We start from the raw sequence: 25,386 nt of genomic DNA, 5'->3' as shown, positions 1-25,386 counted from the left end.
GGCGACGACCGCGGTGAAACCACGACGGCCCCACGGTGAAACACCGACGGCCGAGCACAGCCCCCGTGAGACGGGGGTGCACTCGGCCGTCGATCAGAAGCGGCGCAAAAATCAGCGCTTCGAGTACTGCGGAGCCTTACGGGCCTTCTTGAGACCGTACTTCTTGCTTTCCTTGACGCGCGCGTCACGGGTCAGGAAGCCGGCCTTCTTCAGGGCGGGGCGGTCGTCGGGCTCGACGGTGATCAGGGCGCGGGCGATGGCGAGACGCAGCGCACCGGCCTGGCCGGTGATGCCGCCGCCACGCAGGTTCGCGATCACGTCGAACTGCTCGGCGCGCTCGGCCGTCACCAGGGGCTCACGGATGAGCTGCTGGTTGACCTTGCTCGGGAAGTAGTTCTCGAGGTCGCGGCCGTTGCAGGTGATCTTGCCGCTGCCGGGCACGAGGCGCACCCGGACGATGGCCTCCTTGCGGCGGCCGACGGTCTGGACGGGACGGTCACCGGGACGCGGGGCGCGGACCGGGGCCGGCGCGGCCGTCTCGACGACGACGACCGTCTCAGCGGGCTCCTCGACGGTCTCGACGACCTCGGGCTCGATGATGTCAGTCATGCTGGTGCCTTCTCCCGCGCTCACTGCGCGATCTGGGTGATTTCGAACGGCTGCGGCTGCTGGGCAGCATGCGGGTGCTCAGCGCCCGGGTAGACCTTCAGCTTCTTGATGATCTGGCGGGCGAGCTTGTTGTGCGGCAGCATGCCCTTGACCGCCAGCTCGATCGCCTTCTCGGGGCGCTTGGTGAGCAGCTCCTCGTAGCCGATCTGCTTGAGACCACCCGGGTAACCGGAGTGGCGGTAGGCGACCTTGGTCTGCCGCTTGTTGCCGGTCAGAGCGACCTTGCCAGCGTTGATGATCACCACAAAGTCGCCGGTGTCGACGTGAGGGGCGAACGTCGGCTTGTGCTTACCGCGCAGGAGAGTGGCGGTGTGGGTAGCCAGGCGGCCCAGAACGACGTCAGAAGCGTCGATAATGTGCCACTGACGCTCGATCTCACCCGGCTTCGGGCTGTACGTACGCACAGAATTACCTTGTCTCGTCGTCGGTCTGGGGCGCGCGCTGGTCGCATCGAGTCGATGCGTCAAGCGACCCCGCATAGGGACCACTCGCAACAGTCGCACAACAGCAGGCAACAGTACCCGGCTACGCGGCGCGTGGTCAAAACAGGCAGTGTCTAGGGCACTAGGAACCCGGCGAGCGTTCTGGTTGCAAACACTCAGCCCTGGCGGAACCCCAAACGAGCCAAGCATACTCGATGCGACGAACGCCCCCGAAGCGGGTGGGTCAAGTCACCCCGACGCCTCTTAGCAGGCTTGAAACAAAAGGGACGCTCGACCGAAATTCGCCCCCGGCACGCTTCGGTGCATGGCCAATGGAGGCGACCCGAAGACTACGCGGCCCGGTTATGGCCGACGCCGCGGCTCCGGGCGTTCCATGGGAGGACCATCGTCAGGGTTGAGGACGGACCTGACGATGTCCGCCGGGCCGGCTCGCCGGTTCGGCGAGGAGGAGTCGCGGCGTGCCCCGGACGGAGGCACGGCGAAGAACGCAGGCGTGACATGGGAGCGGGTCGACGCTGAGGACGGCGGGCTTCGAGCGTGCCCTTCGGTGGACCGTTCGGCCACGCCGCGACTTCTCGCCCCGGGGATCGGATGATCGACCGGACCCCGGGCACACGACGGACGGTGCTGACCGCGGCCGCGCTTGCCGAACCGGCGGCGTCGCTGTCCGGATACACGATCGGCGTCACCGCCGACCGCCGCAAGGACGAGCTCGCCACCCTCCTCGAGGCCCGCGGCGCCCGCGTGGTGATCGCCCCCGCGCTGCGCATCGTCCCGATCGCCGACGACGCCGAGCTGCGCGCCGCCACCCGCGCCTGCCTCGACGATCCACCCGACATCGTGCTGGTCAACACCGGCATCGGCATGCGCGGCTGGCTGGAGGCCGCCGAGGGCTGGGGGCTCGCCGAACCGCTGCGGGCGGTGCTCGGCCGCGCCTACCTGGTCGCCCGCGGGCCCAAGGCCCGGGCCGCGGTCCGTGCCGCCGGCCTGAAGGATCACTGGTCACCCGAGGGCGAGGGGTACGAGGAGGTCGTCGACCACCTGACCACCCGCGGCCTGACCGGGCTGACCGTGGCGATGCAGCTGCACGGCGAGAGTCAGCCGGAGTACACCGCCGCGCTCGTCGCCGCCGGCGCCCGGGTGATCGAGGCGCCGGTCTACCGCTGGGCGCCGCCGGCCGACCCGGCCCCGCTGCACCGCCTCGTCGACCTGATCATGGCCAAGCTGGTGGACGCCGTGACGTTCACCTCGGCGGCCGCCGTCCAGGCGGTGCTGCGCGCGGCCGGGACCGGCGCGGACGCCCTGCTGGACGCACTGCGCGCCGACGTGATGGCCGCCTGTGTCGGGCCGGTCACCGCGGAACCGCTGCGCCGGCAGGGTGTGCCGGCTGTCACGCCCGGACGGGCCCGGCTCAGTGCGCTGGTCCGGACCGTCGTCGACGAGTTGCCCCGGCGCGCGGTCAATCTGGAGATCAACGGTCATGCGCTGACCCTCCGCGGACACGCGGCGATCGTGGACGGCGAGTTGCGCCAGTTGGCCCCGGCCCCGATGGCGGTGCTGCGGGCCCTGGCCGAATCCCCCGGCCGTGTCCTGTCCCGGGCGGCGCTGTTGCAGGCGCTGCCCCGGGGCGCCGACGAGCACGCGGTCGAGATGGCGGTGGCCCGTCTCCGCGCCGGTCTGGCCCTGCCCGGCGTGGTCCAGACCGTGGTCAAACGCGGCTACCGGCTACCTGTCTGACCCCACCGGGCGACTCGGGGTGGGGCGCAACCGCTCACGCAGGCCGCCCGGCGGCTCTCGCGGGTTGGACGCGTAGCGGCCAGCGGGAGTCGCCGGGCCCTCGGCGGGAGCGACGGTCCGCACCACCCACCCCGCTACGACATCGATCCTCCGACTTTGATCTTCAAAAGCCGGGGGATCGTCAGAGGTCTGACCGGATCCGGGAGTAGATCACCAGGTCCACCCGTCCGCCGTGCGTGATGCCCGCGCTGCGCGCGACGCCCTCGCGGCGGAACCCGGCCTTGACCGCGACCCGGTTGCTGGCGATGTTGCCGGTGGCCACGCGCAGTTCCGTGCGCTCGAAACCCAGCTCCTGCAGCACCCAGCGGGCCAGGATCGACGTCGCCTCGGTGACCACGCCCCGGCCCCGGGAACCGGGCATCGCCCAGTAACCGATTTCGGTCACCCGCGCTGTCCAGTCGGTGCGTTTGAGGTCGATCAGGCCGGCGAAGCGCCCCTCCGCCTCGATCGCCCGGACCAGGCCCGCACCGCCGATCCGGGTGCCGGGCGCGGTCCTGGTGATGAAGGTCAGGGCGTGTTCGACCGTGTAGTCGTGCGGCAGCGGCAGCCAGCGCTGCGTCGTCGCGTCGGTGACCCCGGTGACCAGATCCTCCGCGTCGGACACGCGGAGGTCCCGCAACACCACGTTCCCGCCGCGCAGGATCCGGTCCGGGAACCGGGGGATCCGCCTAACCGACCGGTGCCGGGTGGCCCTTCTCGTGCTCGGCCACCAGGGTTGCCATCGCATGCTCGACCACCCCGATCAGTACGGCCTTGACCGAATCACGATGCCGCGCGTCGCACATGAGCAGCGGCACGTGGGCGGGGATCGCGAGCGCCTCGCGGACCTCCTCCGGCTCGTAGCGGGGCGCGTCGTCGAAACAGTTGACCGCCACCAGGTACGGCAGGTGGCGGTTCTCGAAGTAGTCCAGAGGCGCGAACGCGTCGGTCAGACGCCGGGTGTCGACGAGCACGGCCGCGCCGACCGCGCCCCGGATCAGCTCGTCCCACATGAACCAGAACCTGGTCTGTCCGGGCGTTCCGAACAGGTACAGGATGAGATCGTCGGCCATGGTGATCCGGCCGAAGTCCATCGCCACCGTGGTGGTGGCCTTCCCCGGCACCTTGGAGGCGTCGTCGATCCCGGCGCCGGCGGAGGTCATCACCGCCTCGGTGGTCAACGGTTCGATCTCGGAGACCGCACCGACGAGAGTCGTCTTGCCGACGCCGAACCCGCCGGCAATGACGATCTTCGCGGAGGTGATCTCCGTGGGTTGTGTCGCCGCCCGATCAGAGCTTGCGAAGTCCACCTAAAACCCTTCCCAGCAGGTCCATCCGCTCCGAGAATCCGGTTCGGGGAGCGGCACTGTGCAGCGTGAGCAGCCCGTCGGCCACCATGTCGGCGACGAGCACCCGGGCGACCCCGAGCGGTAAGCGGGTGAGCGCCGCGAGTTCAGCGAGCGATTGGGCCTTGGGCTCGCACAACAACGCGATGCGGTACTTGTCGTGCCCGGCGAACCGTGCCTCCTGCACGGCTGCCGAACCCGCGACCAGGACCGCCTCGATCGGGATGTCCCGGATCGGTTCGGTCCGGCCACGGGTGACCGCGTACGGCCGCACCAGGTTGCCCCGGGGATCGTGCGGCTCTGTCATGTCGCGGTCACCTCGTCTCCACCGGAGCGGTCGGCCCCGGCGTCTAGTAGCTGACGGCCTCGCGACGCGTCGGCGACAGCGCCGCGCCGACGCGTTCCACCAGGAGGGCCATCTCGTAGCCGACCTGGCCGACGTCGCTGCTCCGCGACGCCAGGACGGCCATCGACGATCCGTCGCTGATGGACATCAGGAAAAGGTATCCGCTGTCCATTTCGATGATGGTCTGCTGCACCGCACCGGCGTCGAACATCCGCGACGCGCCGTCGGTGAGGCTGACCACGCCCGACGTGATCGCGGCGAGCTGGTCGGCACGGTCCGCGGGCAGGTCCCGGGACGAGGCCAGCAGGATGCCGTCGGCGGAGACCGCCACGACGTGTGCGATGCCGGCGACACTGTCGGCGAAGTTGCTGAGCAGCCAGCCCATGTCGTGCATGGTGGGGGGCCTGGTCACTGATCATTCTCCTTAGGAGCCCATGTTGCTGCGGCGGCGGTTTCGGCAACGCCGTCCGTCCGCCCCCGTTGCACGCCGCGGTGGTACGCGGACAGTAGTCCACGGACGTCGTCCGGGCTGCGACGCTGTTGAACCCGCTGCACACTCTGCACCCCTCCGGGCACGAGTTGCGCCTGCGGAACCCGCTTCGGGAGGCCGGTCCGGGTCGTCCCGGCGTGCTGCGGCTCGGCTGCCGCCCTGGCACGTTGCCACCCGTCGTCGGCCGTGGTCTTCCACCTATCCTCCACCGCTTCCCGGGGCCGGGGCACGGTGATGGTGGGCGGTGGCGGCAGAGGCGGCAGGGGAACGCCGCTCGGCGGTGGCGCGTATCCGGCGGTGGGCATGCCGCGCCCGTCGTCGGCCGTCTCCCCGTCGAACCAGCCCTGCTGCATCTCCATCTGGATCGGCGCCGTGGCGGCGGCCGGGGCGGGAGCCGGGGTGGGCTCCGGCTCGGCCGGCGCGGGGAACGCCTCGAACGAGGCGCCCCAGCCCGGGGTCTCCCCGGTGTCCTGCGGGACCCGGGTGGGCAGTTTCGGACGGCCGGTGGTGGGTTTCAGGTCCAGTTCGGCCGGTGGCGGCGCGTGCCGGGTCGCCCGGTAGGCGGGCTCGGCCGCTCGGGGTGCCCGGTTCGCCGGCCGGGACTCCACCGCGGGCACCGGCCGCGACCAGCTCACCGGGCGGGCAGGCGGCGCGGGCAGGCCGGGCATGATGACGATGTCCGCGGGCAGCGACACCTCGGCGATGGTGCCGCCCTCCGGGCCGGGGCGCAGGTCGATGCCGATGCCGTGCCGGGCGGCGAGACGGCCGACGACCGCGAAGCCCATCAGCCGGAAGGTGCCGGCGTCCACGTCGGACGGCGCGTGCAGCCGCCGGTTGATCTGGTCGAGCTGGTCGGCGGAGATGCCCAGGCCGTGGTCCTCCACCTGCACCAGCACCCGGTCACCGGACCGGCTGCCGTGCGCCATCACCACGGTGTTGGGCGGGGAGAAGCGGGTGGCGTTGTCGAGCAGCTCGGCGATCAGGCGGACCACGTCGTTGACGGCTGCCGACGCGACCGAGATGTCGGTGTCGATGCTGCCGAACTCGATCCGGTGGTAGAGCTCGACCTCGGACTGGGCGGCCCGGATCGCGTCGACCAGCAGCGCGTCCTCGCGGCGCGGGGTGCCGACCTCGGCGCCGGCCAGCACCAGCAGGTTCTCGTCGTTACGGCGCATCCGGGTGGCCAGGTGGTCCAGCTCGAAGAGCCGGGCCAGGCGTTTCGGGTCCTCCTCGTTGCGCTCGATCTGGTCGAGTTCGCCGATCATCCGGTCGACCAGGGTCTGGCTGCGCCGGGCCAGGCTGAGGAACATCGTGGACAGGCTGGCGCGGAGCGAGGCCTGTTCGGCGGCGACCCGGACGGCCTCCCGGTGCACCATGTTGAACGCCTCGGCGACCTGCCCGAACTCGTCGCGGTCGACGATCCGGATCGGGTTCCTGGTCTGCGCGACGATCCGGTCGACACCGCCCTCGCCGAGGTTCTCCGCGTCCTGCAGCCGCTGGACGACGTCCGGCAGGTCGCGGTTGGCCACCGCCAGCGCGCCCTCGCGCAGCCGGCGCACCGAGATGTGCAGCGAACGGGCCAGGTAGAAGGCGAGCGCGACGGCGATCAGCAGCACCAGCAGCACGACGACGAACTCGATCGTGGTGCGCCGGGAACTGGCCGTGCTGGCGGAGCCCGCGACCGCGGCCACCTCCGCCTCGATCTGCTGCTCGGCGCCGCTGAGCAGGGCGACGACGTCACCGAAGACCTGGGCGATCTCCTCCGGGGAAGCGGTGTTCGGACCGGTCAGCCGGGCGGTCACGGCGTCCGCGCGGACGACCTCCTCGTCGCCGAGGACCGACTCGACGAGGGCGATCTGCTGGGTGTCCGCGACGGCGCGGAAGTCGGCCAGTGCGTCCGCGCGGATCGCCTGGGCGGAGATCAGGGCGCGTTGCCGGTCCGCGCCGGCGTCCCCGGTGAGCCGGGCCACATACGCCTGGACGGCCTGCTCGGCGGCCGCCGCCTCGATCTTGCTGAACGCGGCCAGTGCCCGCAGGCTGTCGGCGACCACGCCGGGCTCGGCGACCCGGCTGACCACCGTCTCGTACCCGGACAGGCCGGTCAGGACCACGCCGTACCGCTTGGCGGTCTCCGACACGTTCCGGTCGGCACGCCCGCCGACTCCGGCGCGGATCGCGGCGAGCCCGGCCAGCGAGTCGTCGACGCCGTCGAGGCGGGCGGCGACCTCGGCGGGGACCTGCTCGATCGCCGAACGGTCGGCGCGGATCAGCTGGATCTGCGTGTCGACGGCCTTGACCGCCTCCCGGAAACCGGTCTCCTGGGTGGCCGGCACCGCCAGGTAGCCGACCGCGGTCATCCGCTCCTCGTGCAGCAGGCGGGTCAGTTCGGACAGGTCCGATCCGAGTGCGGCGAGTTCGGTCACCCGGCCGGCGTCGCCGGCGCGTTCGCCGACCTCGATCAGCCGGACCGTCGCCAGGACCAGCACCGCGGCCAGCGGCAGGACGAGCAGGCCGGCGAGTTTGCCGCGGATCCCCAGGCCGCCGCGTCGTGCGGGCAGAGCCGCGAATCCCGTGCTCACGACATCTCCTTCGCGGTCGTCCCGGCTGAGCTCCACCACGTCGGACGGCTCATCGGACGCTGCGGTCCGGCCTCGTCCGATGCCCACAGAAGGGCCCGCGCCGTTTTCGGCACGGCGGCGATTTCATCAGAACGCCGGACCGTTTGGGAAGCCTGGATCCTCCCGCGAACAACCCGCGTGTCCGGGTGATAGGCGCGCGCGCGAGCGCGGCATCGCCGAGCTCCCGGGGTTGACGTGCGCGAATACCTCACTCGCGACCTTCCGTGATCACGCGCTCACCGAACACCATCTCGATTTCAACCACTATGTGGGACGATCATCCCGCGACCTCGGTTTATCGCGGCTCATCCGCCGTCCCACGGTGGCGTCTCACGGTGGCAAGGATCGGCGCGACGCGACGGACTCGTTGTCCGTGTCGCGACAGTGTCCACTGCGGACGAACGCGTGGCAACTACCGATATACGAGTCTCGAATGACGGAGTGTGATCACGCAGTAGTCACGCCGATCGATCACCCATGATCGAGACTTTAGGATTTCTTAAGAAGCGGACGCCTGACTGGCGTGTCACGCCGAATATTCCGTAACGTGCTCACCATGGCATTTCGGAGCTGGGTGAAGCTGTCGGCCGCCACCGCCACCGCCGCTGCGGTGGTCGGCGCCGGCCAGCTCGGCATCGCTTACGCGCTCACCCTGGTGCGGTTCGACCGCGTCATCGAGGTCACTGCGCGTGATCAGTGGACGTCGCAGCTCGCCTGGGTCGCCTGGATCGCCATGACCGCCGCCGCGATCGGCGCCGTGGTCGGCGTGAGTCTGCGACAGCGCTGGCTGCCCCAGCCGGTGGGCACCGGCGGCGCACTGGTGATGGGCCTGTCCGCCGCCCTCGGCGCGCTGGCCACCCTCCCGCTGACCATGCAGCCGGCCCGCGCCGCGCAGGTCACCGGGGTGCACCCGGCCTTCGTCATCGGCGTCTGCGCCGGCCTCGGCGCGGCGATCGGCATCTTCGCCGCCTGGGCCGCCGCGGCCCGGCCCGCCGCCCGCTGGAACATCGTCGCCCTGACCGTTCTGATGTGGATCGTCGCGCTGATCTCGATCGGCCCGTCGCTGAAGCCCGGCGGCGCGACGATCACCTCGCGGCTCGGTGTGCTCGAGGGCGACCTGATCCCGGCCGCGCTCAGCGGGCGCACCCCGTTCCTCACCATGCCGACCCTGGCCCTGCTCGCCGGCCTGGTGGTCGGCTGGACCGCCCGCGGACACCGGATGCCGGTCCTGGCCGTGGCGCTGGCCGGGCTGCCCGGCCCGGCCCTGCTGACGATGGCCTACCTGATCGCCGGCCCCGGCTCCGGCGGCGCGGGCTTCACCCTGAGCCCCTACTGGGCCGCGATGACCGCGGCCGGTGCCGGCGTGCTGGGCTCGGTGCTCGCCGCGATCGTCCGGCCCGCGCCCGGATCGGGCCGCCCCCGCGACGACCGGCCGAGCAGCCCGTCGGCCCCGGTGGTCGCCACCCCCGAGCCGCCGGCCCCGGACACCACCGCTTCCGCTCCTGAGGCGGACAACCCGCTCCCCCGGCGCGACGTGCCCACCCAGTCCGCGATCGCCCAGGCCGCCGCGGTCGCCGCCCAGCGCCCCGACGAGCAGCTCCGCCCCTCGGACACCGGCATCTTCACGACGTCCGGCCGCCCGCACCCGCTGGCCGACCTCGCCTCGGCGTCCGGTCAGGCTACGGTTCCGCCGCAGGCCCCGCGCGGTCAGACCTACGGCTCGGCGCAGGGCCAGACCTACGGCCAGCCGCAGGAACAGCCGACCTCGCCCGCCCAGCCGGATGCCGGGCCCCGCTTCTCCGGCCAGCAGCCTCCGGCCGAGGGCCGCGCCTCCTCGATCCGTGGCGGCTGGCGCTCCCGCCGCGAGGCGACCCCGGCGTCCCCTGCCGCGGCCACGACGGCGTCCCCGGCCGGCGATCCCGCATTCGACGGGTTCGCCGCCGCCCAGTCCGGGACGGCCACGCCGCCGGGCCGCGCCAAGCCCGGCGAGGGCGACTACGTCGACTGGGTGAACGGCCTCGGCGGCGCGTGAAAAGCATGCGGAAAAACGCGTGACAGATAGGCGAACGCCGATGGAATGATGCGGCCGGGAGGTACCGCACCGACTCCCCGCCGGTGACGATGAGCCATGTCCGGGTCGCATCCCCCGATGGCATCGGAGTCCGATCATGACCATCCTCGGCCGTTTCCTCCTCACCGTCTCCCTCGCCGGCGCCGCCCTGGTGGCACCCGCCGTCGTAGCTCCCACCAGCACCGACGCCGCCCAGGCCGCGGTCTACTCGACGTGCACCATCAGCCGCTGCACCGACGCGCGGACCGCGCGGACCGGCTGGTCCTCGCTCAGCTGGCCGACCACCGCGGGCTGGTACGCCTGGCCGTACGGCAACTACAACTACACCGGCGGCACGTTCCAGAACCGCGAGGGTCAGCTGCCGGCCGGCGCCTCCTACGGCGAGTACGACGTCTACTCCCGGGCCCGCGGGGCGTCGCGGGACGCGTACCGGATCGTGGTCAACCGCAGCACCAAGGAGACCTGGTTCACGCCGGACCACTACGTCACGTTCTACAAGCTCTGACCCCCTCCTTCCGGGGTACGCCGTGAGCGCCGTACCCCGGAAGGAGGCGGTGACTCAGGTGGCCGTGGTGATCGGCAGGTGGACGCGGGCGCCGGATTCCCGGAACTCCGACGACTTGGCCCGCAGTCCGGCCGCCCGCAGCTCGTGACTGATCTTCATCGAGCAGAACTTCGGCCCGCACATCGAGCAGAAGTGCGCCGTCTTGGCGGGCGCCGCGGGCAGCGTCTCGTCGTGGTACGCGCGGGCCGTCTCCGGGTCCAGGGCCAGCTCGAACTGGTCCTCCCAGCGGAAGTCGAACCGCGCCCGGGACAGCGCGTCGTCCCACTCCTGCGCGCCCGGGTGCCCCTTCGCCAGGTCCGCCGCGTGCGCCGCGATCTTGTAAGCGATCATCCCGGCCTTCACGTCGTCCCGGTTCGGCAGTCCGAGGTGTTCCTTGGGGGTGACGTAGCAGAGCATCGCCGTCCCGAACATGCCGATCATCGCGGCGCCGATCGCCGACGTGATGTGGTCGTAGGCCGGGGCGACGTCGGTGGTCAGCGGGCCCAGCGTGTAGAACGGCGCCCCGTCGCAGATCTCAGCCTGCAGGTCGACGTTCTCCTTGATCTTGTGCATCGGCACGTGGCCGGGGCCCTCGACCATCACCTGCACGTCGAGGGAACGGGCGATGCCGGTCAGCTCCCCCAGTGTCCGCAATTCGGCGAACTGCGCCTCGTCGTTGGCGTCCGCGATCGACCCGGGACGCAGCCCGTCGCCGAGGGAGAACGTGATGTCGTACTCCCGGAAGATCTCGCACAGCTCCCGGAAGTGGGTGTAGAGGAAGTTCTCCCGGTGCTCGGCGAGACACCAGGCCGCCATGATCGATCCGCCCCGGGACACGATCCCGGTGACCCGTTCGGCGGTCAGCGGCACGTGGGACAGCAGTACCCCGGCATGGACCGTCATGTAGTCGACCCCCTGCACGGCCTGTTCGATCACCGTGTCCCGGAACAGTTCCCAGGTCAGTTTCAGCGGGTCGCCGTTCACCTTCTCCAGGGCCTGGTAGATCGGCACGGTTCCGATCGGCACCGGCGAGTTCCGGACGATCGCCTCCCGGGTCTCGTGGATGCGCGGCCCGGTGGACAGGTCCATCACGGTGTCCGCACCCCACCGGGTCGCCCAGGTCAGTTTCTCCACCTCCTCGGCGACCGACGAGGTGACCGCGGACGTGCCGATGTTCGCGTTGACCTTCACCAGGAACCGGGAGCCGATCACCATCGGCTCGGACTCCGGGTGGTTGACGTTGGCCGGGAGCACCGCGCGGCCGGCCGCGATCTCGTCGCGGACGACCGACGGCGGCACCCCTTCGCGGATCGCGGCGAACTCCATCTCCGGCGTGACGATCCCGGCCCGCGCGGAGGCGAGCTGGGTGCGCCCGGTCCGCCACGGGGTGCGCAGCGGCGGCAGTCCGGCCTCCGGGTCGCCGCCCGGTCCGGACGTGTCGTAGAGCCGGACCGGCGGGTGGTCGCCGCTGAGGACGACCTCGGTGAACGGCACCCGGATGTCCGGTCGCGGACCTTCCACATAGACCTTGCGTCGCACGATCAATACCTCCACAAATATGGATGAAAGCGGCACGCTACGGCCGCAAGAAGCCACCCTGCGACGTGCAGGAACGATCTAGACCGACCAGCCGAAGTGATCAAGCGGCCCGGGACCGGCGCCCAGCCGCCACGAACCACCGCCGCGCAGACCCCGGCGCACATACGCCTTCGCCGCCGCGACCGCCACCGGAACCGGATCACCCGCGGCCAGCCGCACCGCGACCGCCGACGAGAAGGTGCACCCCGAACCGTGGTTGTTCCCGGTCGGCACCGGCTCACCGGGCAGCGCCGTACCCACCCCACCGGCGTGCAGCACATCGAGCGCCGTCTCGCTGCCGGTCACCACCACCGCGCGCGGCCCGAGCGCCGCCAGTTCCGCCGCCGCCGCGAACATCTCCCCGGCCGTCTCGATCGCCCTGCCGAGGAGGGCACCGGCCTCGTGCCGGTTCGGTGTCAGAACGTGGGCGTACGCCAGAAGCACGCCGACGACCGCAGGATCCGCCAGCCGGCTGCCGGCGGTAGCCACCAGTACCGGGTCGACGACCAGGTTCGGCAGGTCCCGGGCCCGGGATGCGATCACCTCCGCGACGGCCGGGTCGGACACCATGCCCACCTTGACCGCGGCCACCGGCAGGTCCGACAGCACCGCGTCCAGTTGCGCCGCCACGATCCCGGCCGGCACCGGATGGATGGCCGTCACGCCGAGGGTGTTCTGCGCGGTGATCGCCGTCAGGACCGACGTCCCGTACGCCCCGAGTGCCGCGAACGTCTTCAGATCCGCCTGGATGCCCGCGCCGCCACCGGAGTCCGAGCCGGCGATGGTCAGCACCACCGGCGGTGTCACGACCCGCTCCCCCGGACGAACCCGGCCACCAGCGTGCGGGCCAGGGCCTCCGGCGACGCGGACCGCATGAGCGCCCCCATCACCGCGATCCCGGCCGCACCGGCGACGGCGCACGCGGCCGCCCGGTCCGCCGAGTCGATCCCGCCGAGAGCCAGCCACGGCACACCCGGGCGGCGGAACGTCAACCCGATCGCCGGGCCGTACCCCGGTTTGGACTCGGTCGGGTACACCGGGGACGCGGTCACGTAGTCCACACCGGACAGGCTCTCGGTGCCGTGCCAGGAGCGGCCGACCAGCGGCACCCCGTCCGGCACCGGATCACTTCCGGTCAGGTGCACGGCGGTGCCGCCCAGCGGGTCCACACCGGCCACGATCAGGCGCCGCGGTGGCAGCAGCGACCGGAGCCGCGTGGCCAGGGCGGTGCGGTCCGCGTACCCCAGGTCCCTCTCCCGCAGGATCACCCACCCGGCGCCTCCGCGGACCGCGGCCCGGACCACCTCGGTCAACGGCCCGGCGGCGGATCTCCGGTCGGTGAGCACGACGAGCCCGCCCGGGGTCACCATCGTGCGATCCCGTCGTCCGGTGTGGACGCCAGCGCGTGGAACCGGCGCGGGATGCGCCCGGCTCCGCGGGCGAGCCGTCCGGCGGCCACCGCGTGCCGCATCGCCGCGGCCATCGCCGGCGGGTCGTCCGAGCGGGTGATCGCGCTGGCGATCAGCACCGCGTCGCAGCCGAGCTCCATGGCGAGAGCCGCGTCCGAGGCGGTGCCGATCCCGGCGTCGAGCACCACCGGCACGTCCACGCTCTGCCGGATCAGCTCGATGTGGTGCGGGTTCGCGATGCCCAGACCGGAACCGATCGGCGAGCCGGCCGGCATCACCGCGGCGCATCCGGTGTCGGCGAGACGCCGGGCCAGGATCGGGTCGTCGGTGGTGTACGGCAGGACCGTGAAACCCTCCGCCACCAGGGTCTCGGCCGCCCGCAGCAGCTCCACGCCGTCCGGCAGCAGGGTCCGCTCGTCGCCGATCACCTCGAGCTTGATCAGGTCGGTGCCGAACGCCTCCCGGGCCATCCGTGCGGTCCGCACCGCGTCACCGGCGGTGTAGCAGCCGGCGGTGTTCGGCAGCACCCGCACACCGGCCCGGTCGAGCATCGGCAGCAGTCCCGGGCCGGCCGCGTCGACCCGGCGCAGCGCCACCGTGACCAGCGTGGTCTCCGACACCCGGATCGCCTCCTCCAGGACCGCGAGGCTCTGCGCGCCGCCGGTCCCGAGGATCAGCCCGTTCGGGGGCAGGAAGTCACCCATGTCAGCCGCCCTGCGAGGCGGTGAGGACCTCGACCCGGTCACCGTCGGCCAGCTCGACCGCCGGCCACGTCGACCGCGGCACCACCGTGCCGTTGACCGCGACCGCCACCCCGCGGTGCGCATCGGTGATCTCCGCGACCAGGGCCGCCACCGAACATCCGTCGGGCCGGCTCTGCGGCCGCCCGTTGACCGTCACGCGCATCCGTTCCTCCCGGGTGCGAAGTCGTCGAGGAAGGGATCGTCCGAGCCGGTGAGCACCAGGTCGGCGACGAGCCGCGCGGTGATCGGCGCGAGCAGGATCCCGTTGCGGTGGTGCCCGGCGGCCACCACCGTCCGTGCGTCGAGCCGTCCGAGGAGCGGCCCGTTGTCCGGTGTGCCCGGCCGGTGCCCGACGGTGATCTCGGTGAGCGTGTGCTCGGCGAGTCCCGGAACCAGGTCGAGGGCGGCCCGCAGCAGGTCGTGCACCCCGCCGGCGGTGGCCGCGGAGTCACCGCGTTCCTCCTGGGTCGCACCGACCACGATCTCGCCGTCGGCACGCGGCACCAGATAGACGTGCCGCCCGTCGGCCGATCCGTCGATCACGTGCCGGAGCAGGCCCGGCTCGCCGCGCAGCCGCAGCACCTGACCCTTGACCGGCCGGATCGGCAGTCCGGTGAGCGCTGCCGTCCCGCATCCGGCGGCGACCACGACGGTGTCCGCCGCCACCTCGCCCAGGTCGGTGATCCGCCGGGCGACGATCCGCCCGGCCAGTGCGCGGCGCAGTGCCGCGACCACCCTGCGGGGATCGGCCTGGACCTCGTGCGGGGCGTGCACGCCGGCCCGGATCCGGGGTGACAGCGCCGGTTCCCGGTCGCGGACCTGCGACCCGGTCAGCGGCTGCAGCTTCTGGTGCCGCCACTCCCGGGCCGCTTCGACGTGGTCGTCCGCGGTGAGCGCCACCCCGAGCGTGCCGGTGGTGTCGTAACCGACGTCGCCCAGGCCCGCCGCGAACTCCGGCCACAGCGCGAGCGACGCCTCCAGCAGGCTCTCCAGCCGCGGATGTTCGAAGGCCGACTCCCGGCCGGGGGCGAGCATCCCGGCCGCGACGTGCCAGGCGCCCCCGGTCCCGTCCGGCTCGGGGTCGTAGACGGTGACCTCGGCGCCGCGCGCCCGCAACGAGCGGGCGATCGACAGGCCGATGATCCCGCCGCCGATCACCGCGATCACGACAGCACCGCCAGGAACTGCGCGACCGCTCCCTTCGGGTCCGCCACGAAGGCGGAGACAGCCGCGACGCCGTGCACCCCGGGCAGGGGCAGCCGTTCCGCGGTGATGCCGCCGATCGCCACGACCGGCGTCCCGGGAACGGCGGCCGCGACCGCGGCCACCCCCTCCGGTCCGAGCGGCGGCGGCAGTCCGTCCTTGGTGGACGTGGGGAACGCCGGTCCCACACCCAGATAGCTCGCGCCCGCCGCGACGGCCGTCCGGGCCGCCTCCGGGGTCCGGCAGGTGGCGCCCACGACCGCGTCCGGGCCGAGCACCCGGCGGACGGCCTCGACCGGCAGGTCGTCGGCGCCCACGTGCACGCCGTCCGCACCGGCCGCCAGGGCGACCCCCACCCGGTCGTTCACCAGGCACAACGCCCCGGCCTCGCGACAGAGCCGGACGGCGGCGACGGTCAGGGCCCAGGCCTGGGCATCGGTGGTCTTGACCCGGATCTGGACGGCGACGCCGGGCTGCGCCGCCCCGCGGACGACGTCCAGCGAATCGGTGATGACGTGCAAACGGGGAAAAACAGATGCGTGCATGACGCACTCCTCCCTGCGCCGGCATGACCCGGATCAGGTTCGACGGTCGGGGGCCGCATCAGCCCCCCTCTCAGCCCGGTGCCCGGACTCCCGTGGGGTTTTCGTTTGTAGTCGGACCATAACCCGACTCCGCGACGAAAATCTAGCGCACGTCCCAGACCGGCTCGGGCACCTCGGTGACCTCACCGTCGGAGTTGAACAGCACGAAACGATCGAAGGACCGGGTGAACCAGCGGTCGTGGGTGACCGCGATCACGGTGCCCTCGAAGGCCTTCAGGCCCTCCTCGAGCGCCTCCGCCGACGCCAGGTCCAAGTTGTCCGTCGGCTCGTCGAGCAGCAGCACCGTGGCGCCGGAGAGCTCGAGCAGCAGCACCAGGAACCGGGCCTGCTGGCCACCGGAGAGAGTCCCGAAACGCTGATCACCCTGGGCGGCCAGCTCGTAGCGGTTGAGGACCTTCATCGCACCCGCCCGGTCCACTCCGGAGCGATGTTCGTCACCCCGCCACAGGATCTCGACGAGTGTCTTCTCCAGCAGCTCCGGACGGTCGTGGGTCTGCGAGAAGTGGCCCGGCCGGACCCGTGCGCCGAGACGAACCCGGCCCTGATGCGCCACGTGTGCCAACGGCGCACCGTCGACCGGCTTGTGCTCGGCGTCCGGCTCGGTGCCACCGGCCGCGAGCAGCCGCAGGAAGTGCGACTTGCCGGTGCCGTTCGCGCCGAGAACCGCGACCCGGTCGCCATACCAGATCTCCAGGTCGAACGGGAACGTCAGGCCCTCCAGCTCCACCTGCTCACACATCACGGCGCGCTTCGCGGTGCGGCCACCGCGCAGGTTCATCCGCAGCGACTGGTCCTTGGGCGGCAGCGGCGGCGGCCCGGGCTCCTCGAACTTGCGCAGCCGGGTCTGCGCCGCCTGATAACGCGAGGCCAGGCCGTCGTTGAAGGCCGCCTTGTTCTTCAGGGTGAAGACCAGCTCCCTGAGCTTCTCGTGTTCCTCGTCCCAGCGCCGGCGCGTCTCCTCCATCCGGTCGTGGCGGTCGCCGCGCGCCTCGTGCCACGAGGCGAACCCGCCCGGATGGGTCCAGGCGCCGCCGCCCTCCACCGCCACCACCCGGTCGGCGGTCTGCGCCAGCAACTCCCGGTCGTGCGACACGAAGAGCACCGATTTCGACGACTCCCGCATCCGCTGCTCCAGCCAGCGTTTCGCGGGAACGTCGAGGAAGTTGTCCGGCTCGTCGAGCAGCAGCACCTCGTCGGCACCCCGGAAGAGCAGATCGAGGGCGAACCGCTTCTGCTCGCCGCCGGAGAGGGTCCGCACGATCCGCTCCCGGGCCTCGTCCCACGGCGTGCCGAGGATGGCCACCGAGACGGTGTCGAAAAGCACCTCGGCGTCGTAACCGCCGCTCTCACCCCAGTGCGTCAGCGCGTTCGCGTAGGCCAGCTGCGACTTCTCGGTCTCGTCCAGGGCCGCGGCGGCCGCGCGCAGCCGCGCACCCGCCGCGCTCAACGCCGGCGCCACCAGGGACAGAGCCAGGTCCTCGAGGGTCCGGTCGTCGCCGATCATGCCGATGAACTGGCGCATCACACCCAGCCCGCCGGAGCGCGCGATGCTCCCGGACTGGGCCGGGATGTCGCCCGCCACCATCCGCATCAGCGTGGTCTTGCCCGCCCCGTTCGGCCCGACGAGCGCCACCTTGGCGCCCTCACCGACCCGGAACGACACGTCGGTGAACAACTCCCGGCCGTCCGGGAGCACAAAACCGGCGCCGGCCACATCCACGTAACCCATGACGGGCATCCTCCCTGGGCGGACGTCGCTCAGTCAGCCGAATTTCGGGTGACCCGGAGCACCCGGAACCCCTTCTGACTGGCCACCCGCTGCACGTCCCAGTCGTGGGCGACCAGCCAGGAGTGCAGCGAGTCGCCACCCAGGTGCTTGTTGATCACCAGCCAGGCGGTGCCCTCCGGGGCGAGCCGGGGCATCCAGCGCTCCAGCAGCACATGCAACTCGGCCTTGCCGATGTGAGTGGGCGGGTTGCTCCAGATCTCGTCGAAGACCACGTCGTCCGGCACCTCGTCGGGTGCGGCCACCCGGATCCGGCCGGACGCCTCCAGTGCCTTCGCGTTCTCCTCGGTCAGCTCGCGAGCCCGGGAGTTGACGTCGACCGCCCAGATCACCGCCTTCGGCGCCTCCACGGCCAGCACGGCGGCGATCGGGCCGTAACCGCAACCGAGGTCGAGGAAGGTGCCCTCGACACCGGCGGTGGGCAGGTCGGCCTTGCGCAGCAGCACGGCGGTGCCCGGGTCCAGCCGTCCGGCGGAGAAGACACCGTTCGCGACGGCCAGGCGGTAGTCCCGCCCGGCGACACTGAACTCGATCTCGCTCCGGCGCAGCGGGGCACCCGGCTCGGCGGTGAAGTAGTGGTCGGCGCTCACCCCGCCAGTCTCCCGCCGCACCACGACAGGCGGCACGGCGGGGTGCCGGACAAACTGTGCGTTAATAGATCGTCGTGCGCGTCTAACCTCGGGCGATGCGGTACGCCACCCCGACGCGCTCCGCCCATCGCGCCGCCCCCGCCGGCCTCGCCCTGTTCGTGAGGCTCCCCGGACCCATCGGTCAGCACCGCTACCGCCCACGGGTCCGGCCCCGGCCGCAACGGCACGTGCGGCATGAGCCCGACAAGACCGTCCACCTGCTCAACCGCGGCCTCGCCGCCCTGATCGTGCTGGGCATCTGCGTGATGCTGGGCATCCTCGTGTTCGCCGACCAGCGACGCGCACCGTCCACCGGCGACAACGACACCGGAGGGGCCGACCGGCTGATCGCGTCCCGCACCGCCGACCCGGTGCCGCTGACCGCCACCGAGGTCTTCCCGACCGGTGCCGCCGGATTCGTGGTCGGCGCCACCGACGTCCGGACCGACTGCACCACTGCGGTCACCGGCGCGCTCCGCGTGGTCCTCGCCGGCACCGACTGCTCACAGGCGGTCCGGGCCGAGCTGACCGCACCGGACGGGCACCGGGTCACCGCGGGCGTCCTCAACCTGCTCGACGAACGCGGCGCGGCCGGCGTGGACGAACGGGTCGGGCGCCTGGTCGAGACCGGAGACGGCGGCTTCACCGCGATGGCCGGCACGGAGATCCCGCCGGGAACACCGGTGGTCTGGCGGGTCCGGGGGCACTACCTGCTCTACGGGGCGATCACCGGGCCCGGTGGCGAGCCGGCGGCGACCGACCGGGCGGCTGTCGACCGGATCACCGCCACGCTGCTCGACGGGCACCTCGGCGAGACCGTTCTGGGCGCCCGCAGCCGCTGAGCCGTCACCGAGCGGCGGGCCTCAGGCTCGCAGACGGCGGGTGGCCTCGGCGCGCGACGCGTACTCGGTCTGGTCGGGGTAACCGACCGCGATCAGGGTCAGCCCGTGCGCCGGGGCCACGGTCACCTCACTGGACCGCTCCCGCAGGGTGAGCAGCCTGGCCGGCCACTCCGGCTCACGACGGCCGTCGCCGACCGTCAGCATCGCGCCGACCAGGCTGCGCACCATGGCCTGGCAGAACGCGTCGGCCTGCACCGTCGCCACACAGACCCCGTCCGGATCCCGGCGCCACTCCAGCCGGTTGATCGCCCGGATCGTGGTGGCGTGCTCCTTACGCTTGCAGAACGCGGCGAAGTCGTGCTCCCCGAGCAGACCCCGGGCCGCGGCGTTCAGACGGTCCAGGTCGAGCGGTCGCAGCCAGCCGAGGGTGTCGTGGCGACGCAACGGCTCCGGCCCGGACGGGACGTCGGAGACGCGGTACTCGTACCGGCGGAACGTGGCCGAGAACCGGGCGTCGAACGTCTCCGGCACCGGCGTCACCGCGCGGACCCGGGCATCCGGGGGCATCAGGGCGGCCAGCCGTCGCAGCAGTGAGCCCTCCAGCTCCGTCCACTTCGCCACCGGCAGCTCGATGTGGCAGACCTGACCGGTCGCGTGCACCCCCGCATCGGTACGCCCTGCGACGGTCAACCCGAGCGGGGTCTCCGCGTGCTCGGCGCCCAGGAGACGTCGCAGCGCCTCGACCAGGACACCCGCGACGGTCCGCCGGTTCGGTTGTACCGCCCATCCCGAGAACTCGGCGCCGTCGTACGACACGTCCAGTCGCAGGCGAATCGCTTCCGTCATCCCGCAGCGCGCTCCTCGGCCGTTCTCCACGGCGCTGTGCTCAGCCCGTACGTCTTCATACCGCTGGTGAAACAGATGAGGCCCGGCACCCCGAAGGATGCCGGGCCTCACCGAAGTGGAACTCAGGCCTTGGACTCGTCGCCCTCGACCTTGTCGCCCTCGGCGCCCTTGTCACCGGACGCGCTGACCGGAGCCTCGGCGTCCTGGTCGGCGTCGGTGTCGGCGTCGACGCTCTTCGGCGTCTCTTCCTCGGGGGCCAGAGCCTCGACCTTGGCCTGCTGCGCGGCGGCCTTGCGGGCCTCCTTGGACGGGCCGGTGACGGCCGCGACCTGCAGCTCCTCGACCAGCTCGATGACGGCCATCGGAGCGGCGTCACCCTTGCGCGGGCCGGTCTTGGTGATCCGGGTGTAGCCACCAGGACGGTTCGTGTACCGCGGAGCGATCTGCTCGAACAGGGCGTACACGACGTCCTTGTCCTTCACGGTCGCCAGGACGCGACGGCGAGCGTGCAGGTCGCCGCGCTTGGCCTTCGTGATGAGCTGCTCGGCCAGCGGGCGCAGCCGGCGGGCCTTCGTCTCGGTGGTCTTGATCTTCCCGTGCCGGAACAGCTCGGTGGCCAGGTTGGCCAGGATGAGCTTCTCGTGCGCCGGGCTGCCGCCGAGGCGGGCACCCTTGGTGGGCGTGGGCATTTCCGATGCTCCTTGGTTGTGGCGGCAGCCGAGCTTACAGCTGCTCGGTCTCGCGGTAGTCGTCGGTGTCGTAGTCCACGTCGCCGAACGAATCCACGACGTGCGCGGGGTCGAAGGACGGCGCGCTGTCCTTCAGGCCCAGGCCCATTCCGGCGAGCTTCATCTTGACCTCGTCGATGGACTTCTGGCCGAAGTTCCGGATGTCCAGAAGGTCCGCCTCGGTGCGCCCGATCAGCTCACCGACGCTGTTGATGCCCTCACGCTTGAGGCAGTTGTAGGACCGGACGGTCAGGTCCAGTTCCTCAATCGGCAGGGCCAGGTCGGCAGCGAGCTGCGCGTCCTGCGGCGACGGGCCGATGTCGATGCCCTCGGCGGTCTCGTCCAGCTCCCGGCACAGGCCGAACAGCTCGACGAGGGTCGAGCCGGCCGACGCGAGCGCGGTCCGCGGCGAGATCGACGCCTTGGACTCGACGTCGATGATCAGACGGTCGAAGTCGGTCCGCTGCTCGACACGGGTCGCCTCGACGCGGTAGGTGACCTTGAGAACCGGCGAGTAGATCGAGTCGACCGGGATCCGGCCGATCTCGGCGCCGGCGCTCTTGTTCTGCGCCGCCGTGACGTAGCCACGGCCACGCTCGACGGTCAGCTCCATGTCGAGCCGGCCCTTGCTGTTCAGGGTCGCCAGCTTCAGATCGGGGTTGTGCACGGACACACCGGCCGGGGGCTGGATGTCACCGGCGGTGACGTCGCCCGGGCCCTGCTTGCGCAGGTACATGCTGACCGGCTCGTCGTGCTCGGAGCTGACGGTGAGCTCCTTGACGTTCATGACGAGCTCGACCACATCCTCCTTGACACCGGGGATGGTGGTGAACTCGTGCAGCACGCCGTCGATCTTGATGCTGGTGACCGCCGCGCCCGGGATGGACGACAGCAGGGTCCGCCGCAGCGAGTTGCCGAGGGTGTAGCCGAAGCCCGGCTCCAGCGGTTCGATGGTGAACCGGGAACGGGTCTCGCTGAGCGACTCCTCCGAGAGGGTCGGCCGCTGGCTGATGAGCACGCTGTTCTTCCTTCTGTCGGGCCACCCGCTATTTGATGGCCGTCCGTTGATTCCCCAGAGGTGCCGGCCGACCGGCCGGCACCTCTGGAAGAGCTGCTACTTGGAGTAGAGCTCGACGATCAGCTGCTCCTGGACCTGCGTGTCGATGACAGCGCGGGCCGGGAGCGTGTGGATCAGGATCTTCATCTCGCTCGGGATCGGCTCCAGCCAAGCCGGAACCGGCCGGGAGCCGGCCTGGGCCTGCGCGACGACGAAGGGGGTCATCTCCTTCGACTTCTCGCGGACCGAGACGATGTCGTGCTCCTTGACGCGGTACGACGGGATGTCGACCTTGTTGCCGTTCACCAGCATGTGGCCGTGCTTGACCAGCTGGCGGGCGGCGTCACGGGACGGCGCGTAACCGGCCCGGTAGACGACGTTGTCGAGACGCGTCTCGAGGATCTGCAGCAGAACCTCACCGGTCTTACCCGGCTTGTTCACGGCTTCCTCGTAGTAACCGCGGAACTGCTTCTCCAGCACGCCGTACGCACGACGGGCCTTCTGCTTCTCGCGGTGCTGCAGCAGGTACTCGGTCTCCTTGACCCGGCCACGGCCGTGCTGGCCGGGCGGGAAGGGACGCGACTCGAACGGGCACTTCGGCCCGTCGCACTTGCTGCCCTTGAGGAACAGCTTCATCTTCTCGCGGCGGCAGCGCTTGCAGTCCGCACCTGTGTAACGAGCCATCTTCAGCTTCCCCCTAGACCCGGCGACGCTTCGGCGGGCGGCATCCGTTGTGCGGCTGCGGCGTGACGTCGGAGATCTGCCCGACCTCGAGGCCGGCGGCCTGCAGCGAACGGATGGCGGTCTCCCGGCCAGAACCGGGACCCTTCACGAACACGTCGACCTTGCGCATGCCGTGCTCCATCGCCCGACGAGCGGCGGCCTCGGCGGCCAGCTGCGCGGCGAACGGAGTCGACTTGCGGGAGCCCTTGAAACCCACCTGGCCGGACGAGGCCCAGGAGATGACAGCACCGGTCGGGTCGGTGATCGACACGATGGTGTTGTTGAAGGTGCTCTTGATGTGCGCCTGCCCGTGGGCGACGTTCTTGCGTTCCTTGCGCCGGACCTTCTTGACTGCGGCCCCTGCGCGTGCCTTCGGTGGCATAAGTCAGTGCGCTCCTATTACTTCCGACCGGGCTTCTTCTTACCGGCGACCGTCCGCTTCGGACCCTTACGGGTACGAGCGTTGGTACGGGTCCGCTGGCCCCGGACGGGCAGACCCTTGCGGTGACGGATACCGGCGTAGCAGCCGATCTCGACCTTGCGGCGGATATCCGCAGCGACCTCGCGGCGCAGGTCGCCTTCAACCTTGAAGTGGGACTCGATGTAGTCGCGGAGCTGGACCAGCTCCTCGTCCGTGAGGTCCTTGGCGCGCTTGTTCAGGTCAATGGCGGTAGCGGTCAGTGCCTCGACGGCACGGGTGCGACCGATCCCGTAAACGTAGGTGAGCGCGATCTCCATCCGCTTTTCGCGGGGGAGGTCAACGCCGACGAGTCTTGCCATAAGTGGGCATACTCCTCAGGTTCACTCGGAGGTCTATGCCCGTTCCACCCCGCCTGCCCGGGCGGGCCCCGGCCTCCGACCGGGGGTGCCGCCGCGATTCACCCGGAGGTGAGACTGCGGCGGGGACGAGCTTGTGCTGTGGTGCGGATCCTGCTGCGCGGAGGCTTGTCAGCCCTGGCGCTGCTTGTGGCGCGGGTCAGTGCTGCAGATGACCATGACCCGGCCGTGCCGCCGGATGACCCGGCAGTTGTTGCAGATCCGCTTGACGCTCGGCTTGACCTTCACGGTTTGCCTTAACTCTCAGTCAGACGGGATGTGGAATCCCCCGCGACCCGTTACTTGTAGCGGTAGACGATGCGCCCACGGGTCAGGTCGTACGGCGACAGCTCGACGACGACCCTGTCCTCGGGAAGGATGCGGATGTAGTGCTGCCGCATCTTGCCGGAGATGTGTGCCAGGACCTTGTGACCATTAGCGAGCTCCACGCGGAACATTGCGTTCGGCAGGGGCTCGATCACTCGGCCTTCGATCTCGATGGCTCCGTCTTTCTTTGGCATGTCCTCCGCTACCTGACATCGGGATCTGGGGTAGGCGTTCACAACGTCATCCCCGGGCTCGAAAAGAGCCCGGACCAGCCGCGGCCCCCTCGGTCCTCGAAGCGCTTGAGGACATGAAGGAGAGGACGCTGTGCGCCAGCGAGCCAGTCTACGCGCCCACGACAAGGACACCAAACCGAGGGTTCCGCAACCCGGACTCGGGCGTGTCTGCACTCGACATCTATGACGATATCGCCTCAGTGGTGGCGTTTGCCCCGGTTGTTGAAGTGCGCCAGGACAGCGAGCACCAGCGGGATCAGAACCCAGCCCGGCCAGAAGTACTGCATCTCCCCCGAGGACATGCTGGTGAGCGCCCAGACCAGGGTGCAGATCACGAAGACGCCGAACATCCCGGAGGCACCGGATCTCCTCGGGGCGTCCGGCCCACCCTTGGCCACCGGAGACGGCGCCTGCGCGGCCGGCTCGACCTGGGCGGCCCGCACCGGGATCGTGCCCGGCAGATCGTCCAGCAGGCCGTCCAGATCGCCATACGTCCGTGCGGCGTAGGCCCGCTGGACCCGCTCGTCATACTCGTCGAGGTCCAGGCGGCCCTCGTCGAGAGCGCTCTTCAGCTGATCCGCGACCTGCTGTCGGTCCTGATCGCCGGCTCGCATCCCCTCACGCCCCATGCGCACCAGCATGCCAGGCACGAACCACCGACGCCTATGCCGCTCTCACGTCCCCGGTGACGGCCCGGAACCCCGGACCCCACCCATGGAACACCTAGGGCTGTCGCGCGGTCACCAGATCGCCGAGACGGGCCCGGCCGCCGTCGGTGGCGGTGGTCACCCACACGCCGTCCTCCAGGAGCGCCATGGTGTGCTCGACGTGCGCCGCGCGGGAGCCGTCCCGGGTCACCACGGTCCAGCCGTCCTCGAGTTCGAGCGTCCGCGGCGAGCCCATCGTGATCATCGGCTCGATCGCCAGGGCCATGCCCGCGATCACCCGGACGCCCCGGCCCGGCTTGCCGTGGTTGAGCACGTGCGGATCCTGGTGCATCTCGGTGCCGATGCCGTGGCCGCCGTAGCCGTCCACGATGCCGTACCGCCCCGCCTTGCGGATCACCTTCTCGATGTTGAACGAGATGTCGGTGAGCCGGCCCCGGCCGTTGGCGACGCCCCGCGCCGCCGCGGCGATGCCGGCCCACATCGCGTCCTCGGCGACCTCGGCCATCTTCAGCAGCGCCGGGTCGGTCTCGCCGACGCCGACGGTGATCGCCGAGTCGCCGTGCCAGCCCTCCAGGATCGCGCCGCAGTCCAGCGAGATCAGGTCACCCTCACGGAGGACCTGCTCCTGGCTCGGGATGCCGTGCACGACCTGCTCGTTCACCGACGCGCAGATCGAGGCCGGAAAGCCGTGGTAGCCCTTGAACGACGGGACCGCACCGTGGTCGCGGATCACCTTCTCGGCGATCGCGTCCAGGTCTCCGGTGGAGACGCCCGGGGCGACCGCCTCGCGCATCGCGGTCAGCGCCGCCTCCACGACCAGGCCGGCAGCGCGCATGAGCCCGATCTGCTCCGGCGTCTTGAGCTGGATGCTGAGTTCCTGACGACCCATC

Annotated in this window: 30 protein-coding genes and 1 riboswitch; of the genes, 4 read left to right on the top strand and 26 right to left on the bottom strand. The window is 71.1% G+C overall.

The annotated features are described in order from the left end of the window. Window positions 1-111: 111 nt before the first annotated feature. Together rpsI and rplM are read right to left on the bottom strand one after the other, a co-directional pair. Window positions 112-609 (bottom strand): 30S ribosomal protein S9, encoded by a 498-nt coding sequence (gene rpsI / locus QSK32_RS06155; protein ID WP_045744308.1) that lies wholly within the window; start codon window positions 607-609, stop codon window positions 112-114. A 20-nt stretch (window positions 610-629) separates the two neighbouring features. Beyond that, complete coding sequence (gene rplM / locus QSK32_RS06150) at window positions 630-1,073, bottom strand: 50S ribosomal protein L13 (protein ID WP_045744307.1); 444 nt, start codon at window positions 1,071-1,073, stop codon at window positions 630-632. A 630-nt stretch (window positions 1,074-1,703) separates the two neighbouring features. Here rplM and QSK32_RS06145 point away from each other — a divergent pair. Then, the gene (locus QSK32_RS06145; RefSeq protein ID WP_285471409.1) at window positions 1,704-2,849 is read left to right on the top strand and encodes a uroporphyrinogen-III synthase; all 1,146 of its coding nucleotides are present in this window, start codon (window positions 1,704-1,706) and stop codon (window positions 2,847-2,849) included. A gap of 181 nt (window positions 2,850-3,030) precedes the next feature. Here the strand turns inward: QSK32_RS06145 and QSK32_RS06140 are convergent, their stop codons facing one another. The 5 genes from QSK32_RS06140 to QSK32_RS06120 are packed head-to-tail and all read right to left on the bottom strand — an operon-like array spanning window position 3,031 to window position 7,649. Beyond that, on the bottom strand, window positions 3,031-3,636 hold the full coding sequence (locus QSK32_RS06140) for a GNAT family N-acetyltransferase (RefSeq protein ID WP_083449313.1): 606 nt from the start codon (window positions 3,634-3,636) through the stop codon (window positions 3,031-3,033). Continuing rightward, a complete protein-coding gene (locus QSK32_RS06135; protein WP_045745066.1) occupies window positions 3,578-4,198 on the bottom strand; it encodes a GTP-binding protein in 621 nt (206 codons plus the stop codon). The genes QSK32_RS06140 and QSK32_RS06135 overlap by 59 nt, the downstream gene beginning before the upstream one ends. Beyond that, complete coding sequence (locus QSK32_RS06130) at window positions 4,179-4,541, bottom strand: DUF742 domain-containing protein (RefSeq protein WP_045745065.1); 363 nt, start codon at window positions 4,539-4,541, stop codon at window positions 4,179-4,181. The genes QSK32_RS06135 and QSK32_RS06130 overlap by 20 nt, the downstream gene beginning before the upstream one ends. A 43-nt stretch (window positions 4,542-4,584) precedes the next feature. Beyond that, on the bottom strand, window positions 4,585-4,992 hold the full coding sequence (locus QSK32_RS06125; protein WP_083449312.1) for a roadblock/LC7 domain-containing protein: 408 nt from the start codon (window positions 4,990-4,992) through the stop codon (window positions 4,585-4,587). Continuing rightward, window positions 4,989-7,649 carry a sensor histidine kinase gene (locus QSK32_RS06120; protein WP_285471408.1) on the bottom strand — a complete coding sequence of 887 codons (2,661 nt, stop codon included), beginning with the start codon at window positions 7,647-7,649 and terminating at the stop codon, window positions 4,989-4,991. Before QSK32_RS06120 ends, QSK32_RS06125 begins: the two co-directional genes overlap by 4 nt. 595 nt (window positions 7,650-8,244) lie before the next feature. Here QSK32_RS06120 and QSK32_RS06115 point away from each other — a divergent pair. Further along, window positions 8,245-9,720 (top strand): hypothetical protein, encoded by a 1,476-nt coding sequence (locus QSK32_RS06115; protein ID WP_285471407.1) that lies wholly within the window; start codon window positions 8,245-8,247, stop codon window positions 9,718-9,720. 136 nt (window positions 9,721-9,856) lie between these two features. Beyond that, window positions 9,857-10,264 carry a ribonuclease domain-containing protein gene (locus QSK32_RS06110; RefSeq protein ID WP_045745063.1) on the top strand — a complete coding sequence of 136 codons (408 nt, stop codon included), beginning with the start codon at window positions 9,857-9,859 and terminating at the stop codon, window positions 10,262-10,264. A gap of 54 nt (window positions 10,265-10,318) precedes the next feature. Here QSK32_RS06110 and thiC read toward each other — a convergent pair whose 3' ends face one another. The 9 genes from thiC to QSK32_RS06065 all read right to left on the bottom strand — a co-directional run bounded on the left by thiC (window position 10,319) and on the right by QSK32_RS06065 (window position 18,217). Beyond that, a complete protein-coding gene (thiC, locus tag QSK32_RS06105; protein WP_285471637.1) occupies window positions 10,319-11,848 on the bottom strand; it encodes a phosphomethylpyrimidine synthase ThiC in 1,530 nt (509 codons plus the stop codon). 72 nt (window positions 11,849-11,920) lie between these two features. Then, window positions 11,921-12,688, bottom strand: coding sequence for a bifunctional hydroxymethylpyrimidine kinase/phosphomethylpyrimidine kinase (gene thiD / locus QSK32_RS06100; protein WP_285471406.1), 768 nt, complete (start codon window positions 12,686-12,688; stop codon window positions 11,921-11,923). Continuing rightward, complete coding sequence (locus QSK32_RS06095) at window positions 12,685-13,251, bottom strand: thiamine phosphate synthase (protein WP_045745060.1); 567 nt, start codon at window positions 13,249-13,251, stop codon at window positions 12,685-12,687. Before QSK32_RS06095 ends, thiD begins: the two co-directional genes overlap by 4 nt. After that, window positions 13,245-13,994: a thiazole synthase gene (locus tag QSK32_RS06090; RefSeq protein WP_045745059.1), complete on the bottom strand. Its 750-nt coding sequence runs from the start codon at window positions 13,992-13,994 to the stop codon at window positions 13,245-13,247. Before QSK32_RS06090 ends, QSK32_RS06095 begins: the two co-directional genes overlap by 7 nt. A 1-nt stretch (window position 13,995) precedes the next feature. Next, a complete protein-coding gene (thiS, locus tag QSK32_RS06085; protein ID WP_045745058.1) occupies window positions 13,996-14,196 on the bottom strand; it encodes a sulfur carrier protein ThiS in 201 nt (66 codons plus the stop codon). Then, entirely contained in the window at window positions 14,187-15,200 is a 1,014-nt protein-coding gene (thiO, locus tag QSK32_RS06080; RefSeq protein WP_045745057.1) for a glycine oxidase ThiO, read from the bottom strand. The genes thiS and thiO overlap by 10 nt, the downstream gene beginning before the upstream one ends. Beyond that, a complete protein-coding gene (locus QSK32_RS06075; protein WP_285471405.1) occupies window positions 15,197-15,781 on the bottom strand; it encodes a thiamine phosphate synthase in 585 nt (194 codons plus the stop codon). The genes thiO and QSK32_RS06075 overlap by 4 nt, the downstream gene beginning before the upstream one ends. Continuing rightward, a riboswitch (TPP riboswitch) is annotated at window positions 15,775-15,885 on the bottom strand. Its footprint overlaps the gene before it by 7 nt. A 38-nt stretch (window positions 15,886-15,923) precedes the next feature. Continuing rightward, the gene (locus QSK32_RS06070; protein ID WP_285471404.1) at window positions 15,924-17,570 is read right to left on the bottom strand and encodes an ABC-F family ATP-binding cassette domain-containing protein; all 1,647 of its coding nucleotides are present in this window, start codon (window positions 17,568-17,570) and stop codon (window positions 15,924-15,926) included. Between the two features lie 29 nt (window positions 17,571-17,599). Next, window positions 17,600-18,217, bottom strand: a complete 618-nt coding sequence (locus tag QSK32_RS06065; protein WP_285471403.1) for a class I SAM-dependent methyltransferase — start codon at window positions 18,215-18,217, stop codon at window positions 17,600-17,602. Between the two features lie 95 nt (window positions 18,218-18,312). Between QSK32_RS06065 and QSK32_RS06060 the strand changes: the two genes are divergently transcribed. After that, window positions 18,313-19,098: a hypothetical protein gene (locus tag QSK32_RS06060; RefSeq protein ID WP_045745054.1), complete on the top strand. Its 786-nt coding sequence runs from the start codon at window positions 18,313-18,315 to the stop codon at window positions 19,096-19,098. Window positions 19,099-19,119: 21 nt separating this feature from the next. Here QSK32_RS06060 and truA read toward each other — a convergent pair whose 3' ends face one another. From truA to map, 10 genes are all read right to left on the bottom strand, one after another. Beyond that, window positions 19,120-19,944: a tRNA pseudouridine(38-40) synthase TruA gene (gene truA, locus QSK32_RS06055; RefSeq protein ID WP_285471402.1), complete on the bottom strand. Its 825-nt coding sequence runs from the start codon at window positions 19,942-19,944 to the stop codon at window positions 19,120-19,122. A gap of 122 nt (window positions 19,945-20,066) precedes the next feature. Next, window positions 20,067-20,633, bottom strand: coding sequence for a 50S ribosomal protein L17 (rplQ, locus tag QSK32_RS06050; RefSeq protein WP_045745052.1), 567 nt, complete (start codon window positions 20,631-20,633; stop codon window positions 20,067-20,069). A gap of 34 nt (window positions 20,634-20,667) precedes the next feature. Next, window positions 20,668-21,690 carry a DNA-directed RNA polymerase subunit alpha gene (locus QSK32_RS06045; RefSeq protein WP_014440749.1) on the bottom strand — a complete coding sequence of 341 codons (1,023 nt, stop codon included), beginning with the start codon at window positions 21,688-21,690 and terminating at the stop codon, window positions 20,668-20,670. A gap of 96 nt (window positions 21,691-21,786) precedes the next feature. Next, window positions 21,787-22,413: a 30S ribosomal protein S4 gene (gene rpsD, locus QSK32_RS06040; protein WP_045745051.1), complete on the bottom strand. Its 627-nt coding sequence runs from the start codon at window positions 22,411-22,413 to the stop codon at window positions 21,787-21,789. A gap of 13 nt (window positions 22,414-22,426) precedes the next feature. Next, complete coding sequence (gene rpsK, locus QSK32_RS06035) at window positions 22,427-22,834, bottom strand: 30S ribosomal protein S11 (protein WP_014440747.1); 408 nt, start codon at window positions 22,832-22,834, stop codon at window positions 22,427-22,429. A 17-nt stretch (window positions 22,835-22,851) separates the two neighbouring features. After that, entirely contained in the window at window positions 22,852-23,232 is a 381-nt protein-coding gene (gene rpsM / locus QSK32_RS06030) for a 30S ribosomal protein S13 (RefSeq protein WP_045745050.1), read from the bottom strand. A gap of 168 nt (window positions 23,233-23,400) precedes the next feature. Beyond that, on the bottom strand, window positions 23,401-23,517 hold the full coding sequence (gene rpmJ, locus QSK32_RS06025; protein WP_014440745.1) for a 50S ribosomal protein L36: 117 nt from the start codon (window positions 23,515-23,517) through the stop codon (window positions 23,401-23,403). Between the two features lie 50 nt (window positions 23,518-23,567). Further along, a complete protein-coding gene (gene infA, locus QSK32_RS06020; protein WP_007073013.1) occupies window positions 23,568-23,789 on the bottom strand; it encodes a translation initiation factor IF-1 in 222 nt (73 codons plus the stop codon). A 236-nt stretch (window positions 23,790-24,025) separates the two neighbouring features. After that, window positions 24,026-24,457 carry a DUF1707 SHOCT-like domain-containing protein gene (locus tag QSK32_RS06015; protein WP_285471401.1) on the bottom strand — a complete coding sequence of 144 codons (432 nt, stop codon included), beginning with the start codon at window positions 24,455-24,457 and terminating at the stop codon, window positions 24,026-24,028. A gap of 94 nt (window positions 24,458-24,551) precedes the next feature. Then, complete coding sequence (gene map / locus QSK32_RS06010; protein WP_285471400.1) at window positions 24,552-25,385, bottom strand: type I methionyl aminopeptidase; 834 nt, start codon at window positions 25,383-25,385, stop codon at window positions 24,552-24,554. Window position 25,386: the final 1 nt, after the last annotated feature.

It is taken from the genome of Actinoplanes sp. NBRC 101535 (assembly GCF_030269225.1).
Taxonomy (GTDB): Bacteria; Actinomycetota; Actinomycetes; order Mycobacteriales; family Micromonosporaceae; genus Actinoplanes; species Actinoplanes rectilineatus.
The sequence above is the reverse complement of the archived record's forward strand: the minus strand, read 5'-3'. Positions and strand labels throughout refer to the sequence as shown.

Bases quoted from the DNA above. Each gene is read 5' to 3' on its own strand.
- rpsI (WP_045744308.1), bottom strand. From the start codon at position 609: ATGACTGACATCATCGAGCCCGAGGTCGTCGAGACCGTCGAGGAGCCC.
- QSK32_RS06115 (WP_285471407.1), top strand. From the start codon at position 8,245: ATGGCATTTCGGAGCTGGGTGAAGCTGTCGGCCGCCACCGCCACCGCC.
- thiS (WP_045745058.1), bottom strand. From the start codon at position 14,196: ATGCGCGTGACGGTCAACGGGCGGCCGCAGAGCCGGCCCGACGGATGT.
- QSK32_RS06090 (WP_045745059.1), bottom strand. From the start codon at position 13,994: ATGGGTGACTTCCTGCCCCCGAACGGGCTGATCCTCGGGACCGGCGGC.
- QSK32_RS06140 (WP_083449313.1), bottom strand. From the start codon at position 3,636: ATGCGATGGCAACCCTGGTGGCCGAGCACGAGAAGGGCCACCCGGCAC.
- QSK32_RS06110 (WP_045745063.1), top strand. From the start codon at position 9,857: ATGACCATCCTCGGCCGTTTCCTCCTCACCGTCTCCCTCGCCGGCGCC.
- QSK32_RS06095 (WP_045745060.1), bottom strand. From the start codon at position 13,251: ATGGTGACCCCGGGCGGGCTCGTCGTGCTCACCGACCGGAGATCCGCC.
- rpsM (WP_045745050.1), bottom strand. From the start codon at position 23,232: ATGGCAAGACTCGTCGGCGTTGACCTCCCCCGCGAAAAGCGGATGGAG.
- QSK32_RS06145 (WP_285471409.1), top strand. From the start codon at position 1,704: ATGATCGACCGGACCCCGGGCACACGACGGACGGTGCTGACCGCGGCC.
- rpsD (WP_045745051.1), bottom strand. From the start codon at position 22,413: ATGGCTCGTTACACAGGTGCGGACTGCAAGCGCTGCCGCCGCGAGAAG.
- rpsK (WP_014440747.1), bottom strand. From the start codon at position 22,834: ATGCCACCGAAGGCACGCGCAGGGGCCGCAGTCAAGAAGGTCCGGCGC.
- map (WP_285471400.1), bottom strand. From the start codon at position 25,385: ATGGGTCGTCAGGAACTCAGCATCCAGCTCAAGACGCCGGAGCAGATC.
- QSK32_RS06075 (WP_285471405.1), bottom strand. From the start codon at position 15,781: ATGCACGCATCTGTTTTTCCCCGTTTGCACGTCATCACCGATTCGCTG.
- truA (WP_285471402.1), bottom strand. From the start codon at position 19,944: ATGACGGAAGCGATTCGCCTGCGACTGGACGTGTCGTACGACGGCGCC.
- infA (WP_007073013.1), bottom strand. From the start codon at position 23,789: ATGCCAAAGAAAGACGGAGCCATCGAGATCGAAGGCCGAGTGATCGAG.
- QSK32_RS06015 (WP_285471401.1), bottom strand. From the start codon at position 24,457: ATGGGGCGTGAGGGGATGCGAGCCGGCGATCAGGACCGACAGCAGGTC.
- rplQ (WP_045745052.1), bottom strand. From the start codon at position 20,633: ATGCCCACGCCCACCAAGGGTGCCCGCCTCGGCGGCAGCCCGGCGCAC.
- QSK32_RS06130 (WP_045745065.1), bottom strand. From the start codon at position 4,541: ATGACAGAGCCGCACGATCCCCGGGGCAACCTGGTGCGGCCGTACGCG.
- QSK32_RS06060 (WP_045745054.1), top strand. From the start codon at position 18,313: ATGCGGTACGCCACCCCGACGCGCTCCGCCCATCGCGCCGCCCCCGCC.
- QSK32_RS06070 (WP_285471404.1), bottom strand. From the start codon at position 17,570: ATGGGTTACGTGGATGTGGCCGGCGCCGGTTTTGTGCTCCCGGACGGC.